Here is a 16,748-nt window from a genome sequence, read left to right as displayed (position 1 = left end):
GCACCGGATAACGCCGTGTTGTGTTCAATCATTGACAAGTTGGGGCCTGAAACGCGTGAAAGCCCCCCGCCTGCGCGGCGGGAGGCTTCGGGGAGGCTCGTGGCGAACCGGTGCTAGAACTCGTAGTCCGCGATCACCCACGTGGCGAACTCGCGCCACAGGGCGACGCCCGCCTGATGGGCCGGATGGTCCAGGTAGCGCTGGAGCGCGGCGGTGTCCTCGACCGACGAGTTGATCGCGAAGTCGTAGGCGATCGGGCGGTCGGTGATGTTCCAGGCGCACTCCCAGGAGCGCAGCTCCTCGATCTGGCCGGGCAGCGCCCGGAAGGCCGCCACGCCCGCCTCGACCCGCGGATCGTCGCGTTCGACGCCTTCGTCGAGCTTGAACAGGACCAGGTGCCGGATCATGCGGAGTACCTCAGTTCTTTCCTCCGTTGGCGGCCCAGGTCATGAAGTCCCCGATGGCCCTGGCCGCGTCCGATATGCCCTCGAAGCCTATCTGGACATAGCTGGCCGCCTTGGCCGGGTCCGTGATGATCACGTACAGCACGAAGACCACGAGCGCGTACAGAACGATCTTCTTGGCGTTCACCGCCACCGCGGCCCTCCCCTGTGTCCATGACCCGCTGGGCCCCTGCTCGTCGGCGGCGAGTGTAACGTTCACCCCTTTATCGGGGACCAACGGCCCGCCGCGCAAGGCGATTTGGACGCATGCGGAAAGGGCCCCGCCGTATGACGGGGCCCTTTCGGAAGCGGTAGCGGAGGGATTTGAACCCTCGGTGACTTGCGCCACACTCGCTTTCGAGGCGAGCTCCTTCGGCCGCTCGGACACGCTACCGAGGGAGACCCTACAGCACGGCGGGGCATGGTTCGAAATCGGTGTTCAGCGATCCCGGAAAAACTCCGTGAGGAGCGCGGCGCACTCCTTTGCGAGGACGCCCTCGACGACCTCCGGGCGGTGGTTGAGCCGCCGGTCGCGCAGCACGTCCCACAGCGAGCCGGCGGCACCTGCCTTGTCGTCGCGGGCGCCGTAGACGACCCGGTCCACGCGGGACTGCACCAGGGCGCCCGCGCACATGGTGCACGGCTCCAGGGTGACCACGAGCGTGCAACCGGTCAGCCGCCACTCGCCGAGGCGCGCGGCGGCCCGCCGGATCGCGAGGACCTCCGCGTGCGCCGTGGGGTCGCCGGTGGCCTCGCGCTCGTTGTGGCCGGTGGCGAGCACCGTCGTACCGTCCGGGGACAGCACGACGGCGCCGACCGGGACGTCCCCGCCCCGTGCGGCGGCCCCGGCCTCGGCCAGGGCGAGCCGCATCGCGTCCCGCCAGGGGTCGCGCACCGGGTCCGGTGCCTCACGGATGCCGGTCACCGGTCGTCCCGCGGTCAGCGGACGGTCTCCAGCACCTCCGAGGCGCCCAGGGCCTCGGCGATGGAACCGAGCGCGTCGTCGGCGTCCAGGGAGCGCAGTTCCTTCTCGCTGATCCCCAGGTCGTCGAGGATCCCGCTGTCGCCGACCGGGCTGTGCGGCACCGCGTCGCCCGTGCCGACCGGCTCGTCCGCGTCGTCGTCGGCTGCCTCGGACTCGCCGTCCTCGGTGCCGTCGAGATCGAGTTCGTCCAGGTCCGGCCCGTCGGTCGCGCCGGGTTCCCGGCCCAGCAGCTCATCGGTGAGCAGCAGCTCGCCGTAGGCGCTGCGGGCGGCGGCGGCCGCGTCGGAGACGTAGATCCGGGGGTCCTCCTCCCCGTCCACGCGGACGACGCCGAACCAGGCGTCCTCCTGCTCGATCAGGACGAGCACCGTGTCCTCCTCGGGAGAGGATTCACGGGCCAGATCGGCCAGATCCGACAGGGTCTCCACATCGTCGAGCTCTGTGTCGCTCGCTTCCCACCCGTCTTCGGTGCGCGCGAGCAGTGCGGCGAAGTACACCGTGACTCTCCCACTGGTCATAGGCGTGCCGGTTGGGGGTCCCCCCGGCGGAGGTTCTTGGGCGGAGAGAGCTGGGCTCCGAGCCCCACCCACTCGGAATCGTGGCAGAAACAAGGCGTTCAGGGGACGTCTTCGGCTCCCTGTGTCTGGCGGTTTCGAGCGTGAATCGTCACAGAGTCACCAGCGCTCTCATTGCGGCCACCTGCGGATCGTACGCGGCTTTGGCCGGGGCTCACGCACGCCCACCGCGGAAACGTCGGCGCGGCCGGCGATCTTCCTCACCCGCTTCTTGCCCAGGGGTCCCAGCTCATGGCCCCGGCCTCACCAGCGGAAGGTGCGCATCCGCATCGCGTGGCGCAGCCGGGCCGCCTTGGCGCGTCGCGGCTGGACCCGCGCGCGCAGGGCGCGGGCCTCGGCCAGCTCGCGCAGGAATCTGGCCCTGCGGCGGCGCCGCTCGGCCTCGGCCTCGGGATTCCTCGTCCCGGTCACGTCCGCGTCGTCGGGCTTGTCAGGCAGGTCAGACACGTCACACCACCCCAGTCCGTCCCTGTCACCCTGCCCCCGACGAGCGGTTTGACGCCAGCGCCGACCGGCGCGGGGGCGCAGGTACCGTTATGGACATGCGTCTCCACGTCGTCGACCACCCCCTGGTCGCTCACAAGCTCACCACGCTGCGCGACCAGCGCACCGACTCCGCGACCTTCCGGCGGCTCGCCGACGAACTGGTCACCCTGCTCGCCTACGAGGCCACGCGGGACGTGCGCACCGAGATCGTCGACATCGACACGCCGGTCGCCCGCACCACCGGCGTCAAGCTCGCCCGCCCCCGCCCGCTCGTCGTGCCGATCCTGCGCGCCGGTCTCGGCATGCTCGACGGCATGGTCCGGCTGCTGCCGACCGCCGAGGTGGGCTTCCTGGGCATGATCCGCAACGAGGAGACCCTGGCGGCCTCCACGTACGCCACCCGGATGCCGGAGGACCTCTCGGGCCGCCAGGTCTACGTCCTCGACCCGATGCTGGCCACGGGCGGCACGCTGGTCGCCGCCATCCGCGAGCTGATCCGGCGCGGCGCGGACGACGTCACGGCCGTGGTCCTGCTGGCCGCGCCCGAGGGCGTCGAGCTGATGGAGCGCGAACTGGCGGGCACGCCGGTGACGGTGGTGACGGCCGCGGTCGACGACCACCTCAACGAGCACGGCTACATCATTCCGGGCCTGGGCGACGCGGGGGACAGGCTGTACGGGGCGGCGGAGTAGGGGCCTTCCGGGCGCCGGACCGGCGCGGGGCCGCATCGCTGTGCGGCTCCGCGGCGGGGGCGCGCTCAGCCGCGCCGGACCCGCACCCGGCGACGGACCCTCAGCAGCCCTTCTTCGCAGAGCCGACGGCGTTCGCGGGCGCCGGCGCGGTCAGAGCGGTCACCGCCTTGTCCGCGTCCGCCGCCTTCACCAGCCCCTTGAACCCGTCCCCGAGGATGAGATCGAGGGTGGCCCCCTTGCGCCCGTCCGGCCGCTGCTGCGCGCCGGCGACCTGCGCGCCGAGCACCGGCAGGGACGTGTCGACCGCGGACGTCGGCCCGAGGACCAGGCCCGCGCCCTTCACCTTCTTGTCGTACTGCGCACTGGCGTTGCCGACGTCACCGATCTTGAACCCGCGCTTCTTCAGCTGGTCCGCGGTGTCCTTGGCGAGCCCGGTGCGGGCCGTGGCGTTGTAGACGTTCACGGTGATCCTGCCGGGCGGCGGCAGCACCTTCCCGCCGTGCGCGGTCGCGGTCCGTGTCGCGTCGGCCTTGCCCTTGGCCGGGCACCGCTTCGCGGCCTCGGCGGTCGATCCGCCCCCGCTGAAGACGTCGATGAGCTCCAGCGTGCCCCAGCCGATCAGGCCGAGTGTGCACACGGAGGCCAGGACGGCCGCGACCACCCGGCCTCGCCGCCGGGGACGGCGCATCCGGGGGTACTTCGTCCCCGTGATCCGGTATTTGCCGCCCATGCCGGGGGGAGTCAGCATGCTCATGAACGCAGCGTAGTGTGCCGGGGCGGTGATGCCTATCGGATGATCAGTCGAGGGCGCTCAGCGGAACCCGAAAGGGTCAATCGACGGGTGCCGCAGGGCTAACCCGGTGGGTGTCGCGGGGCTGACCCGCGGGTGCCGCAGGGCTGAGTCGGCGGCTGCCGCAGGGCGTACGGGCGTGGCCCGGCCCGGCCGGCGCGGTCAGCCCAGTTCGAGCACTCGCGCGTGCAGCACCTGGCGCTGCTGGAGCGCCGCGCGCACCGCGCGGTGCAGGCCGTCCTCCAGGTAGAGATCGCCCTGCCACTTCACGACATGCGCGAAGAGGTCGCCGTAGAACGTCGAGTCCTCCGCGAGCAGGGTCTCCAGGTCGAGCTGCTGCTTGGTCGTCACGAGCTGATCGAGGCGGACCGGGCGCGGCGCGACGTCCGCCCACTGCCGGGTGCTTTCCCGGCCGTGATCGGGGTACGGCCGGCCGTTTCCGATGCGCTTGAAGATCACACGGAAAGCCTACCGGCCCAGACGTTCCGGGCGCAGCCATGGCGCCCGAGTGCGACCCTTGAAAAGGTTCCGCAAAAAGAACAAATGCCGCTTTCCGGTGGCAGGAGCTCTGACGAAGGAACAGGGGGAGCAGATGAGCGACCGCGACGCGGGCCCCGACCCGGTCCGGAGGATCGCCGCCGGATACGCCTTCTCCGGGGCCGCCCCCGACCTCGGCGGCCTCCTGTGGGACGGCGCCTGCCTCCCGGACGCCCCGGTCCGCGTCCCGCTGGCCATGCTCAACCGGCACGGCCTGGTCGCGGGCGCCACCGGCACCGGCAAGACCAAGACCCTCCAGCTGATCGCCGAACAGCTGTCGGCGCGGGGCGTGCCGGTGTTCCTCGCGGACGTCAAGGGCGACCTGTCCGGCATCGCGCGCCCCGGCCAGGAGAGCGACCGGGTACGGCAGCGGTCCGGCGAGGTCGGCCAGAGCTGGACCCCGGCCGGCTTCCCGGCGGAGTTCTACGCGCTCGGCGGCATCGGTCACGGCATCCCGGTGCGCGCCACCGTCACGAGTTTCGGCCCGGTGCTGCTGTCCAAGGTGCTCGGGCTCAACCAGACCCAGGAGCAGTCCCTCGGCCTGATCTTCCACTACGCCGACACCAAGGGCCTGGAGCTGATCGACTTCTTCGGGGAGCCGGAGTTCGACACGGCCCACTTCCTGCGCACGGCGGACGACGGGCGGGGCGTCGTCTCCGTCCTCGAACTGGCCGCCGTACAGGACAGGCCGCGGCTGTTCTCCACCTTCCTGATGCGGCTGCTCGCCGACCTGTTCCACGACCTGCCCGAGATCGGCGGCACCGACCGGCCGAGGCTGGTGTTCTTCTTCGACGAGGCGCATCTGCTGTTCGACGGTGCCTCCAAGGCGTTCCTGGAGTCGATCACGCAGACCGTACGGCTGATCCGCTCCAAGGGCGTCGGCGTCTTCTTCGTCACCCAGACCCCGAAGGACGTGCCCGCCGACGTCCTCGGGCAGCTCGGCAACCGCGTCCAGCACGCGCTGCGGGCCTTCACGCCGGACGACCAGAAGGCGCTGCGGGCGACCGTGCGGACCTTCCCGAGATCGTCGTACGACCTGGAGGAGCTGCTCACCGGGCTCGGCACCGGTGAGGCGGTGGTGACCGTGCTCGGCGAGAGCGGCGCGCCCACCCCGGTCGCCGCCACCCGGCTGCGCGCCCCCGAGTCCCTGATGGGCCCGCTGGATCCGGCCGCATTGGACGACGCGGTACGGAACTCGCCGCTCCACGGCCGTTATGCACAGGCTGTGGACCGCGAGTCGGCGTACGAGAAGCTGAGCGCCGCTCCGGCGGCGGCACCGGCGCCCGCCGCCCCGCGCGAGCGCCCGGCGAAGGAGGAGCCCTCGCTGGTCGATCAGGTCGTGGGCAGCGGGATGTTCACGTCCCTGGCCCGCTCGGTCGGCACGCAGCTGGGCCGCGAGATCACCCGGTCCCTGTTCGGGACGGCGCGCCGGAGGCGGTGAGGTCCGGGAGGGCGCGGGAGGCGCGCCGGGGGCGGTGAGCCGGTGCGGACCGGGCCGGCCGGTCCGGTTCAGACGGTCTGCGGGACCTGTTTCGCCCGGTGCCGGATGCCGAACGCCGTGATGATCTCGGCGATGCCGACCACGACCAGCCAGATGCCGCCGACGAGGGTCAGCACCGCCACCGACCGGAAGGGCGAGTCGATCAGCACGATCCCGGCGACGAAGGTCAGGACGCCGAGCACGATCTGCCAGCCGCGCGCGGGCATCCGGGGATCGGAGATCGCGGCCATGGTGTGGGTGATCCCGCGGATCAGCCAGCCGATGCCGATCCACAGCGCGAGCAGCAGGATCGACTGCATGGGCCCGCGGAAGCAGAGCAGGCCGAGCAGGATCGACAGCGCGCCGCTGATGAACGCCAGCACCCGCAGCGAGGTCGCCTGGTGGGTGCCGAAGGCGGCGGTCAGCTGGAAGACGCCGCTGACCAGCAGGTAGAGCCCGAAGAGGACGCCGGCCACGGCCAGCGAGTGGCGCGGCCACACCAGGACCAGGATGCCCAGGACCAGCGAGGCGATCCCGGTGACCAGGACCACCTGCCAGGCGGCCTTGGCCAGGGCGTGCAGCGGGCCCTCCTCCGGCGGTTCGGCCTCATGGCGCTCGCGGCGCGTCTGCGGATCGTGCGGGGCGCCCGGCGGGTGGCCGCCGTGGACGTGCTGGTCGTCGTACTCGCGGCCCCATTCCGGGCCGTGTCGCGATGCCTCGGTCATGTTCCATGCTCGGAACGGTTTCGCGCGTTCCGCCACCCGAGTGGGCCACCAGGCGTACTTCCGGGCCCGTCCGCGGGCTACTTCCGGGCCGCCTTCGCCGCCTTGGCCGCGGCCTTCATCTCCTGCTTGTGGGCCCGCACCTTGGCGAGCGAGTCCGGTCCGGTGATGTCGGCGACGGACCGGTAGGAGCCCGGCTCGCCGTAGGCGCCGGCGGCCTCGCGCCAGCCCGCCGGTGCCACGCCGAGCCGCTTGCCCAGCAGCGCGAGGAAGATCTGCGCCTTCTGCCGCCCGAACCCCGGCAGGTCCTCCAGTCGTTCGAGCAGCGCGGCTCCGCTGTCCACTCCGCGCCAGACGGCCTCGGCGTCCCCGTCGTAGTGCTCCACCAGGTACCGGCACAGCTGCTGGATGCGCTTGGCCATGGAGCCCGGATAGCGGTGCACGGCCGGTTTTCCGGAGAGCAGGGCGGCGAACGCCTCCGGGTCCCGCGCGGCGATCTCGTGGGCGTCCAGGTCCTCGGCGCCGAGCCGGTCGGCGATGGTCCGGGGCCCCTTGAACGCCCACTCCATCGGGACCTGCTGGTCCAGCAGCATCCCGATGAGCGCGGCGAGGGGCGAGCGGCCGAGCAGTGCGTCGGCCGCCGGGTCCTGGGCGAGGTGCAGGGTGACGTCCATGGGTCGATGATCCCGCGCCGCGGGTGATCGCGCGTCGCGTACGATTCCCGACAGAGATTAGGCAAGGCTTACCTAAGATTTGGAGGGCTCGGGGTGACCGCCGAGATCTACCGCGACGCCTTCGGCATCCCCCATCTGCGCGCGGCGGACGTCCACGCCCTGGCCCGTGCCCAGGGCCGGGTCACCGCGCTCGACCGGGCCTGGCAACTGGAGGTCGAACGGCACCGCGCCCAGGGCACGTCGGCGTCCTTCCTCGGCTCCGGCGAGGTCCCCTGGGACGTCCTCGCCCGCCGGGCGCGCCTGGCCGACACCGCCCGCCGCTGCTTCGCCGCGCTGGAGCGCCGGGACCCGGAGACGGCGCGCTGGGTACGGTCGTACACGGACGGCGTCAACGAGGGACTGCCGGCCGGGGCCCGCCGCGCCCCGGAGTTCGCCCGCACCGCGCTCATCCCCGGCCGCTGGGAGCCCTGGACCCCGCTCGCCGTCTGGCTCTCCACCCACCTGCTGTTCGCGGGCTTCCCGGCCAAGCTCTGGCGTGAGCAGGCGATCGGGCACCTCGGCCCGGACGCGGTCGGCCTGTTCGCCGCGGACGGCCCCGGCACGGCGGGCAGCAACGGCTGGCTGCTCTCCGGCGCCCGCACCGCCACCGGCCGCCCGCTGCTGGCCGGCGACCCCCACCGCTTCATCGAGGACCCCGGCGTCTACCAGCAGATCCGTCTGGCCTGCCCCGAGTTCGACGTCCTCGGCCTCGCCGTCCCCGGCATCCCCGGCCTGCCCCACTTCGGCCACGCGGGCGCGGTCGCCTGGGGCATCACCAACGCCATGGCCGACTACCAGGACCTCTACCGCGAACGCCTGCGCCGCGCGGGCCCCTCGGTCGAGGCGCTGGGCCCGGACGGGCGCTGGCACCCGGCGCACGCGCACACCGAGACGCTGGAGGTCGCGGGGGAGGCGCCGGTCGGGATCGAGGTGATCGAGACGGAGCGCGGGCCGGTGATCGCGGGCGGACCGGAGGCGTCGTACGACCCGCGGGACGCCGACGGCGGGGGCGCCGCGCAGGAGCCACCCGCACCCGGCGGCGAAAGCCGCACGGGCGAACCGGACGGGACGCGCCCGGCCGCCGACGGCACCGCGCTCGCCCTGCGGTACCCGCCGCGCGTCACGGAGGACCTCGGCTTCAGCGCCCTGCTCCCGCTCCTGCGCGCGCGGCGCGTCGCCGACATCGACCGGGCCCTGGACGCCTGGTGCGAGCCGGTGAACGTGGTCCAGGCGGCCGACACCGCCGGGGGCACCCTGCACCGCGTCGCCGGGCGCGTCCCGCTGCGCGCCCGCGCCAACCGCCTCCACCCCGTGCCCGCCTGGCGCCCCGGCCACGACTGGCAGGGCTGGCACGAACTGCCGTACGCCCCCGTCCCGGACGGCATCGCCGTGATGGCCAACCAGCGCGGGCCGGCCGCCCCGCTCGGCGTGGAGTTCGCCCCGCCGCACCGCGCCGACCGCATCCGCGCCCTCCTCGACGCCGGCCGCCGCTGGAGCGCCGGGGACATGGCCGCGATCCACACCGACACCCACCTCGCCTCCGCCGCCCCCCTCCTCGGCCGCCTCGCCGCGCTCGACGGCCTCACCCCGGCCGCGGCCGGCCTGCGCGACCGCCTGCTCGCGTGGAACCGCCGCATGGACGCCGACAGCGCCGACGCGGCGGCCTACGCGGCGCTGCGCACAGCCGTCGTACGACTCCTCGCCGCGGAGCCGGTGTTCGAGCCGCTCACCCGGCCCCCGGCGTACCCGCAGGCGTTGCGCCCGTGGCTGGCACTCGTGCCGCGCATCGGATACGCCCTCGAACACCTGCTGCGTGCACAGGAGTTGTACGGCATCGACCGAACGAACCTGATCCGTACGGCAGTCGAGGCGGTGGCCGCCGATCCGCCCGCCGGTACCTGGTCCGACACCCACCGCCTCGCCCCCTGGCAGGCCCTGCCGGACGGCCCAGCCGCTCCTGGACTGGCCGGCGACCACGACTGCGTGCTGTGCACCTCCGCCGTGCCCGGCGTCACCGACCACGCCGCCCGCGGGCCCGCCGCGCGCTGGGTCTGGGACCTGGCCGACCGGGACGCCAGCCGCTGGGTGGTCCCCTTCGGCGCCGACGGCGTCCCCGGCAGCCCGCACCACCACGACCAACTCCCCCTGTGGCTGCGGGGGGAACTCGCCCCCGTCGTCACCGACTGGAACCGGCTCACCCCCGACCGCACCCTGGAGCACCCGCATGACCACTGACGCGCACGAGACGCCGTACGAACAGCACGTCGACGGCTTCGGCACCGTCCGCGTACGCCCCCTGGACCCCGCCGCCGACGCGGATGTGATCCACGCCTGGGTGAACGAGGAACGCGCCGCCTTCTGGGGCATGACCGGCCTCACCCGCGACCAAGTGGCCGGGATCTACGCCCACATGGCCACCCTGGACACCCACCACGCCCACCTGGTCACCAAGGACGGCGCCCCGGCCGCACTGTTCCAGACGTACCAGCCCGCCGCCGACCGCGTCGGCGAGTGCTACGACGTCCGCCCCGGCGACCTCGGCGTACACGTCCTCCTCGCCCCCGCCGACGCCGCCGGAGCCCGCCCCGGCTGGTCGTCCGCGCTGCTCACGGTCCTGACGACGTACGCGCTGACCGCACTCGGCGGGCGCCGGCTCGTGGTCGACCCGGACGTCCGCAACACCAAGGCGATCGCCCGCTTCGTCCGCCAGGGCTTCGTGCCCGGACCCGCCGTCGTCCTGCCCGAGGTGGACCTCCCGGACGTGTACCTGCCCGAGAAGCACGCCCAACTCGCCTTCCTGGAAGCGCGGTAGAGCGGGGGTAGCCTTCCGGGAGTGACGACTGAGCACGAGCTGATCGCGCACTACGGACTCGAACCGATCCCCCGCGAGGGCGGCCTGTTCCGGCGTACCTGGGCGGGGCCCGAGCGGGCGGACGGCCGCCCCGAGGGCGCCGCCATCGTGGCCCTGCTCACGGCCGGCGACTACTCCGCCCTGCACCGCCTGCCCTACGCCGAGATCTGGCACTTCTACCTCGGCGACCCGCTGGACCTGCTGCTCCTCGCCCCCGACGGCACCACCCGCACCGCCGTCCTCGGCCCCGAGCTGCGCGCCGGACAGCAGCTCCAGCTGACCGTCCCGGCCCGTACCTGGATGGGCGCGCGGGTGGTCGCGGGCGGCGCCTGGACGTTCTTCGGCTGCACGACCGCCCCCGGCTTCACCTACCCGGACTACGAACACGGGGATGCGGCCGACCTCACGGCGCGCTACCCCGCCGAGGCCGCCCGGATCAGGGAACTGTGCCGCCCATGAGCCTCCTCGACGGACAGACCGCCCTGGTGACCGGCGCGGGCGGCGGCATCGGCCGCGCCATCGCGCTGCGCTTCGCCGAGCAGGGCGCGGCGGTCGCCCTGCACTGCCGTACGGCGCTCACCGCGGCCGGGGAGACGGCCGACCGGATCCGGGCACAGGGCGGCGCGGCGGTCGTCCTGCGCGCCGACCTCACCGACGAGGACGCCTGCCACCGCCTGGTCCGCGACACCCTGGAGTGGTCCGGCGGCCGGCTCACCGCGCTGGTCAACAACGCGGCCGTACAGCCCGTCCAGCCGCTGCCCGGCATGACCGCCGCCCAGTGGCGCGGGGTGCTCGACACCGACCTCACCGGCGTCTTCGCGTGCACCCAGGCCGCCGCGGCCCACTTGCGGGGCCACGGAGGCGGCACCATCACCCACATCGCCTCCATCGAGGCGGGACGCCCCGCCCCCGGCCACGCCCACTACGGCGCGGCCAAGGCGGCGGTCGTGGCGCACGCCCGCGCGGCCGCCCAGGAGTACGGCCCCGACGGCATCCGGGTCAACACGGTCTCTCCGGGCCTGATCGACCGCCCCGGTCTGGCCGATGCCTGGCCGGACGGCGTCCGCCGCTGGCTCGCCGCCGCACCCGCCGGCCGGCTGGGCCGCCCCGAGGACGTGGCCGACGCCTGCGTCTTCCTCGCCTCCCCCCTCGCCTCCTGGATCACCGGGCACGACCTGGTGGTGGACGGGGGTGTGTCGGCGCGGCCCGGTTGGTGAGGAGAGGACCACCACGACGGTGCCGCCGCCGTCCCCTCCGGGCCCCCCGGCATTGTCAGTGGCCGGTGGCAGACTCCGGCCATGAGCGATCAGGTGCGTTTGAGAGACGTCGAAGAAGCCGATCTCGAGGAGTTCCTCGCGCAGGAGCACGACCCCGAGGCCACCCGGAGATCGAAGTTCGTGCCGCGGGAGCGGGAAGCCTTCATGACCCACTGGAGGACGAGGGTCCTCGGCGACCCCACCGTCTTCGTGCAGGCCGTCACCGTCGACGGGCGGCTCGCGGGCAACGTGGTGGCGTGGTGGCACGGGGACCGGCGCTTCATCGGGTACTGGCTCGGCAGCCAGTACTGGGGGCGGGGCGTCGGCACGCGGGCGCTGACGCAGTTCCTGGAACGCGAGAAGACCCGCCCCCTGTACGCCGATCCGTTCGGCGGGAACACCGGCTCGGTGCGGCTGCTGGAGAAGCACGGCTTCCGGCGCACCGGGACGATCCGGCACGGCACGGACGAGCACATCATGCTGGTGCTCGACGAGACCGGGTGAGACGGGCGGCGGCCTCGTCGCTCCTGCTCGCCCGACACCCGGCCCCGCTCACACCTTGCGCCAGGCGGCGAGCAGTTCGTCGGGTCCGTAGGCCGCCTGGAGACCGGAACACCTGGTCCCGCTGCGGGAGACCGCCACGAGCGGTACCGGCTGGTCGGTGACCGCCGCCCGGTGCTTCTGCAGTGCTGCCAGGTCGTGGCTGTCGAACGCCGAGTTCTCCAACCACTTGACCGAGCCGAGGAAGAACAACTGCTCGGCCACCGGCTGCCGATCGGCGCCCACCACGTCGATTTCCACGTCATTGCTACGGGTCCAGTACCCGCCGATCGCCGGGGCGGCGGGCAGGAGGCCGTCCGGCAGGAGCCGGGCGAGGGATTCCCGGACCAGGGGCTCGATCGCGCGGCCCCGCCAGCTCGTCCACTGCTCCTTGATCCGGCTCAGAGTGAGATCCCCTCGCATCCGCTCGATCTCCGCCATGTGGGGATCCAGAAATGCCAGCCAGAAGCGCAGGTAGGGGTCGGCCACCCGGTAGCGGCGTTCCTTCGACGGCCTGAGCGAGAGCGGCAGCTCAGCGGCCACGACTCTCTTCTCGGTCAGGACGTCAGTGGCTCGGGTGAGAGTGGTGTGGGCGATGCCGCCCGCCGCGCGCGCGATGTTGGTGAAGGTCCGCTCCCCGGATCCGATGGCCCGCAGGACTTCCCTGCTCATCGCCTGCGGTGGAAACTCTGCGGCCAGTGACCGTTCAGCGGAGACCAGCAGCGCCGAGATCGGGTTGTCCAGCGAGTCGCGGAGGAACTCCCAGAGATCCGCTCCGGCCCGCCATTCTGCACAGATCAGGGGCAGGCCCCCCGTGATCAGAGCGGCATCGAACGCGGCCGCCGGAGACAGGCCGAGCATTTCGCCGATGTCGGCCGGGTTCAAAGGCCCCACGATCATTTCCCGGCCCCGCTGGTGAAAAGGCCGGTCGTAGCTGTTCAGCGCCTCCATCATCGACAGGTCGGACCCGACCAGGAGGAGAAGCACCGGCTTGCGGCTGAGCAGCCGGTCCCATGCCCGCTGGAGCATCCCCTCGAAGGCGTCGATGCGGTCCATCAGATACGGAACCTCGTCGATGACGACGACGCTGGGAGTGTCGTCGGGCAGGATCTCCGCAAGCAGCCTGAGCGCCGCATTCCACTGATTCGGGGTCTCCTCGGAGAAGAGTTCCCGCTGAGGCAGGGTGGATCTGGCGACGGCGTCGAGCAGTTCCGTCAGCTCGTCCTCCGCCGTACCGCCCGCCGCGGTGAAGAAGAGGTACGGCGTCTCGGTCCGCCGGATGAATTCCTCGACGAGACTGGACTTGCCGACCCGCCTCCGCCCGCGCATGAGGATGCACTGACCGGGTTTCGCCGACCCGGCGGCGTCGCGAACCGTCTGCAGGGCGTTGCCGAGCACGCCGAGTTCGCGCTCCCGACCAATGAAACGGCGCATGCAGTCTCCTGCCAGAGATAGTATCGCTACCGATACTATCGCGACCGATACCAACTTGCCTTCGCTCGGCAATGAGGCTCATGCCGCTGTGGGTGTCGCAGTGGGGGAAGGTCGGTCGCGACCGACGACGATGGGCGCCTTCGGCATGGCCTTGAGCGGCGGGTCTCTCGGCAGGCGGAGGCCGGCATCGGCGGGGGCGCACTTGTCCGCGGCGCGGGGGACGGCGCTTTCGGGCCAGAGACCCCCGATGCGTGGATCTTGCCAGGAGAGCTCGAGCGGGCGCAGAACGAGACCGGCTTCTTGTGGCGCGCAGAGAGTCGTCGCGGCAACTGCGAGCCTCAACGTCGATGGGCCCCGCTGCAAGCAGCGGGGCCCATCGACATCGTGCCCGGTGAGGCACTGGCGGAGGATACGAGATTCGAACTCGTGAGGGGTTGCCCCCAACACGCTTTCCAAGCGTGCGCCCTAGGCCTCTAGGCGAATCCTCCGGTCGGAACATTACATGACCGAGGAGGGTGCTCGCGAACTCGTTCCCGCAGGCCCGGATCGGGTACTCTCTGCGTAGCCCCTCACGCGGCGCTATCTGACTGAACTCCCCCAGGGCCGGAAGGCAGCAAGGGTAGGTCGGCTCTGGCGGGTGCGTGGGGGGCGTCTGCGTTGCCGGGGCTTCGGCGGGACCGGTTGTCAGTGGGCGCCTATAACCTCGTAAGCGTGTCGTCTCTCGCGCTGTACCGCCGCTACCGTCCCGAGACTTTCGCCGAGGTCATCGGGCAGGAGCATGTCACCGACCCGCTGCAGCAGGCGCTGCGGAACAACCGGGTCAATCACGCGTACCTGTTCAGCGGACCGCGTGGCTGCGGGAAGACCACCAGCGCGCGCATCCTCGCCCGCTGCCTCAACTGTGAGCAGGGTCCCACCCCCACCCCGTGCGGCGAGTGCCAGTCCTGCCGCGACCTCGCGCGCAACGGGCCGGGTTCGATCGACGTCATCGAGATCGACGCCGCCTCCCACGGCGGTGTGGACGACGCCCGCGAGCTGCGCGAGAAGGCCTTCTTCGGCCCCGCGGGCAGCCGGTACAAGATCTACATCATCGACGAGGCCCACATGGTCACGTCGGCCGGCTTCAACGCCCTGCTGAAGGTCGTCGAGGAGCCGCCCGAGCACCTCAAGTTCATCTTCGCCACGACCGAGCCCGAGAAGGTCATCGGCACCATCCGCTCGCGGACCCACCACTACCCGTTCCGGCTCGTGCCGCCCGGCACCCTGCGGGACTACCTCGGCGAGGTGTGCCAGCGGGAGGACATCCCCGTCGAGGAAGGCGTGCTGCCGCTCGTCGTGCGCGCGGGCGCCGGCTCCGTCCGTGACTCCATGTCCGTCATGGACCAGCTCCTCGCCGGCGCGGGCGCGGACGGTGTGACGTACGCCATGGCCACCGCCCTCCTCGGCTACACCGACGGCTCCCTCCTCGATTCCGTTGTCGAGGCCTTCGCCACCGGTGACGGCGCGGCCGCCTTCGAGGTCGTCGACCGCGTCATCGAGGGCGGCAACGACCCGCGCCGCTTCGTCGCCGACCTGCTCGAACGCCTCCGGGACCTGGTGATCCTCGCGGCCGTGCCGGACGCCGTCGACAAGGGGCTCATCGACGCCCCGGCCGACGTCCTGGAGCGTATGCAGGCCCAGGCATCGATCTTCGGTGCCGCCGAGCTGAGCCGCGCCGCCGACCTGGTCAACGAGGGTCTGACCGAGATGCGCGGCGCCACCTCGCCCCGCCTCCAACTCGAACTCATCTGCGCCCGCGTCCTGCTCCCCGCCGCCTACGGCGACGAGCGCTCCCTCATGGCCCGCCTCGACCGCATCGAGCGCGGCGTCCACTTCAGCGCGGGTACCGGCGCGCCCGCCATGGGCTACGTCCCCGGTCCCGAGGCCCACGGCGGCGCCCCGGCCCCGGCGGTCCCGCCCGGCGGCGGCCCCGCGGCGGCACGGGCGGCGGTGCGGGGGTCCGGCGGGCCGGGGGGAGCCGGTCCCGGCTCCGGTCCCGCTTCCGGTCCGGGGGCTGGTCCGGGGAGCGGTGGTACGGCTCCGGCTGCGCCCGCACCCACGCCTGCCCCCGCACCCACACCTGCGCCCACGCCCGCCCCCGCGCCTGCCGCTCCGGTGGCGCCCGCTCCTGCTCCCGCCCCCGCCGAGCAGCCTGTTCCCGCCGCGGCGGCGCCCACCCCCTCGGGGGCCCCGCCCGCCGCCGCCCCCGGCGCCTGGCCCACGGCCGCGCCCGCGGGAGGCGGACGGCGCCCCGGTGGCTGGCCCACGGCCGCCGCGCCCGGCGCTCCGCAGCAGCAGGCCCCCGCGGCCGGTCCCCAGCCGCCGGCCCAGCCCGCTCCCGCCGCCTCCGCGTCCCCGGCCCCCCAGGCCCCCGCGGCCGCTCCCGCCGGCGGTCTCGATCCCCGCATGCTCTGGCCGAACATTCTGGAGGCCGTGAAGAACCGCCGGCGCTTCACCTGGATCCTGCTCAGCCAGAACGCCCAGGTCACCGGCTTCGACGGCACCACCCTCCAGCTCGGCTTCGTGAACGCCGGGGCGCGTGACAACTTCGCGAGCAGCGGCAGCGAGGACGTACTGCGGGCCGCGCTGGCCGAGCAGTTCAACGTGCAGTGGAAGATCGAGTCGCTGGTCGACCCGTCCGGCGGCGGCTCCGCACCCCCGGCTCCGGGCGGCTCCACGGGCTTCGGCGGTGGCGGCTCGGGTGCCCCCGGCGGCGGTTACGGCGGTGGCGGTGCGTCCGGCAGCGGTGGCTACGGCTCCTCGCCCGCGCCCCGCCCCAGCGCGCCCACCCAGTCCGCCGCGCAGCCCTCCACCCCGCCGTCCGGCGGCCCCGCCGCCCCGGCATCCGGCCCGGCCACCCCCCGCCCTTCCGCCCCCGAGCCGCCCCCCGTCTCCATCGAGGACGACATCCCCGAGGACGACGACCCCGACCTGGACGAATCCGCCCTCTCCGGCCACGAACTGATCGTCCGCGAACTGGGCGCGACGGTGGTGGAGGAATTCACCAACGAGTGAGCAACCTTGAGGGGGGCCGAGGGCCCCTTTCAAGCCGACGGCTCCGGCAACCCCTGGGGCGCCGGGGAACTGCGCGATCAACCACGATGTCCCCGCCCCCGACGGACGACGGAGCCACCCGGCCTCACCCGCCCCTGTAGGAACATACGACTTCCCCGCCCCCCAGCCTTCGGCAACCTTGCCATTAGGC

18 protein-coding genes, 2 tRNA genes and 1 other RNA gene are annotated in these 16,748 nt (G+C 72.9%); 9 read left to right on the top strand and 12 right to left on the bottom strand.

From position 1 onward, the window contains the following. Positions 1-113: 113 nt before the first annotated feature. From ACZ7EC_RS13755 to ACZ7EC_RS13730, 6 genes are all read right to left on the bottom strand, one after another. The gene (locus ACZ7EC_RS13755) at positions 114-407 is read right to left on the bottom strand and encodes a Dabb family protein (protein WP_471062223.1); all 294 of its coding nucleotides are present in this window, start codon (positions 405-407) and stop codon (positions 114-116) included. A gap of 10 nt (positions 408-417) precedes the next feature. Continuing rightward, a complete protein-coding gene (locus ACZ7EC_RS13750; protein ID WP_037650636.1) occupies positions 418-597 on the bottom strand; it encodes a hypothetical protein in 180 nt (59 codons plus the stop codon). A 155-nt stretch (positions 598-752) separates the two neighbouring features. Beyond that, a tRNA-Ser gene (locus ACZ7EC_RS13745) sits at positions 753-837 on the bottom strand. Between the two features lie 45 nt (positions 838-882). Then, positions 883-1,314, bottom strand: a complete 432-nt coding sequence (tadA, locus tag ACZ7EC_RS13740; RefSeq protein ID WP_471062867.1) for a tRNA adenosine(34) deaminase TadA — start codon at positions 1,312-1,314, stop codon at positions 883-885. 68 nt (positions 1,315-1,382) lie between these two features. Further along, positions 1,383-1,925, bottom strand: a complete 543-nt coding sequence (locus ACZ7EC_RS13735) for a tRNA adenosine deaminase-associated protein (protein WP_471062865.1) — start codon at positions 1,923-1,925, stop codon at positions 1,383-1,385. Positions 1,926-2,246: 321 nt separating this feature from the next. Beyond that, on the bottom strand, positions 2,247-2,441 hold the full coding sequence (locus ACZ7EC_RS13730) for a hypothetical protein (protein ID WP_471062863.1): 195 nt from the start codon (positions 2,439-2,441) through the stop codon (positions 2,247-2,249). A gap of 104 nt (positions 2,442-2,545) precedes the next feature. Between ACZ7EC_RS13730 and upp the strand changes: the two genes are divergently transcribed. Further along, on the top strand, positions 2,546-3,181 hold the full coding sequence (gene upp, locus ACZ7EC_RS13725; RefSeq protein WP_471062221.1) for a uracil phosphoribosyltransferase: 636 nt from the start codon (positions 2,546-2,548) through the stop codon (positions 3,179-3,181). 100 nt (positions 3,182-3,281) lie between these two features. Here the strand turns inward: upp and ACZ7EC_RS13720 are convergent, their stop codons facing one another. Together ACZ7EC_RS13720 and ACZ7EC_RS13715 are read right to left on the bottom strand one after the other, a co-directional pair. Then, positions 3,282-3,935, bottom strand: a complete 654-nt coding sequence (locus ACZ7EC_RS13720) for a LytR C-terminal domain-containing protein (RefSeq protein ID WP_471062220.1) — start codon at positions 3,933-3,935, stop codon at positions 3,282-3,284. A gap of 198 nt (positions 3,936-4,133) precedes the next feature. After that, positions 4,134-4,430, bottom strand: coding sequence for a type II toxin-antitoxin system VapB family antitoxin (locus ACZ7EC_RS13715; protein WP_003986294.1), 297 nt, complete (start codon positions 4,428-4,430; stop codon positions 4,134-4,136). Positions 4,431-4,563: 133 nt separating this feature from the next. On the opposite strand from ACZ7EC_RS13715, the gene ACZ7EC_RS13710 reads away from it, so the two are divergent. After that, positions 4,564-5,949, top strand: a complete 1,386-nt coding sequence (locus tag ACZ7EC_RS13710; protein ID WP_471062218.1) for a helicase HerA-like domain-containing protein — start codon at positions 4,564-4,566, stop codon at positions 5,947-5,949. Between the two features lie 68 nt (positions 5,950-6,017). On the opposite strand, the gene ACZ7EC_RS13705 is transcribed toward ACZ7EC_RS13710, so the two are convergent. Then, positions 6,018-6,713 (bottom strand): HdeD family acid-resistance protein, encoded by a 696-nt coding sequence (locus ACZ7EC_RS13705; RefSeq protein ID WP_471062216.1) that lies wholly within the window; start codon positions 6,711-6,713, stop codon positions 6,018-6,020. Between the two features lie 77 nt (positions 6,714-6,790). Further along, positions 6,791-7,384, bottom strand: a complete 594-nt coding sequence (locus ACZ7EC_RS13700; protein WP_471062214.1) for an HhH-GPD-type base excision DNA repair protein — start codon at positions 7,382-7,384, stop codon at positions 6,791-6,793. A gap of 93 nt (positions 7,385-7,477) precedes the next feature. On the opposite strand from ACZ7EC_RS13700, the gene ACZ7EC_RS13695 reads away from it, so the two are divergent. From ACZ7EC_RS13695 to ACZ7EC_RS13675, 5 genes are all read left to right on the top strand, one after another. Continuing rightward, on the top strand, positions 7,478-9,658 hold the full coding sequence (locus tag ACZ7EC_RS13695) for a penicillin acylase family protein (protein WP_471062212.1): 2,181 nt from the start codon (positions 7,478-7,480) through the stop codon (positions 9,656-9,658). Next, positions 9,648-10,235, top strand: coding sequence for a GNAT family N-acetyltransferase (locus ACZ7EC_RS13690; protein ID WP_471062210.1), 588 nt, complete (start codon positions 9,648-9,650; stop codon positions 10,233-10,235). Before ACZ7EC_RS13695 ends, ACZ7EC_RS13690 begins: the two co-directional genes overlap by 11 nt. Positions 10,236-10,256: 21 nt before the next feature. Continuing rightward, on the top strand, positions 10,257-10,733 hold the full coding sequence (locus ACZ7EC_RS13685) for a cupin domain-containing protein (protein ID WP_471062208.1): 477 nt from the start codon (positions 10,257-10,259) through the stop codon (positions 10,731-10,733). Then, positions 10,730-11,491 carry an SDR family NAD(P)-dependent oxidoreductase gene (locus ACZ7EC_RS13680; RefSeq protein WP_471062206.1) on the top strand — a complete coding sequence of 254 codons (762 nt, stop codon included), beginning with the start codon at positions 10,730-10,732 and terminating at the stop codon, positions 11,489-11,491. Before ACZ7EC_RS13685 ends, ACZ7EC_RS13680 begins: the two co-directional genes overlap by 4 nt. An 81-nt stretch (positions 11,492-11,572) precedes the next feature. Continuing rightward, positions 11,573-12,034, top strand: a complete 462-nt coding sequence (locus ACZ7EC_RS13675; protein WP_471062204.1) for a GNAT family N-acetyltransferase — start codon at positions 11,573-11,575, stop codon at positions 12,032-12,034. A gap of 48 nt (positions 12,035-12,082) precedes the next feature. Here ACZ7EC_RS13675 and ACZ7EC_RS13670 read toward each other — a convergent pair whose 3' ends face one another. Then, entirely contained in the window at positions 12,083-13,504 is a 1,422-nt protein-coding gene (locus ACZ7EC_RS13670; RefSeq protein ID WP_471062201.1) for an ATP-binding protein, read from the bottom strand. Between the two features lie 400 nt (positions 13,505-13,904). Next, positions 13,905-13,992 (bottom strand) — tRNA-Ser (locus ACZ7EC_RS13665). A 73-nt stretch (positions 13,993-14,065) separates the two neighbouring features. On the opposite strand from ACZ7EC_RS13665, the gene ffs reads away from it, so the two are divergent. Continuing rightward, an RNA gene (ffs, locus tag ACZ7EC_RS13660) (signal recognition particle sRNA small type) lies at positions 14,066-14,160 on the top strand. 55 nt (positions 14,161-14,215) lie between these two features. Continuing rightward, on the top strand, positions 14,216-16,558 hold the full coding sequence (locus ACZ7EC_RS13655) for a DNA polymerase III subunit gamma and tau (RefSeq protein ID WP_471062198.1): 2,343 nt from the start codon (positions 14,216-14,218) through the stop codon (positions 16,556-16,558). Positions 16,559-16,748 lie beyond the last annotated feature (190 nt).

It is taken from the genome of Streptomyces sp. NPDC037203, assembly GCF_055605065.1.
Note: the sequence above shows the minus strand (reverse complement) of the source record. Positions and strands in the feature narration are given on the sequence as shown.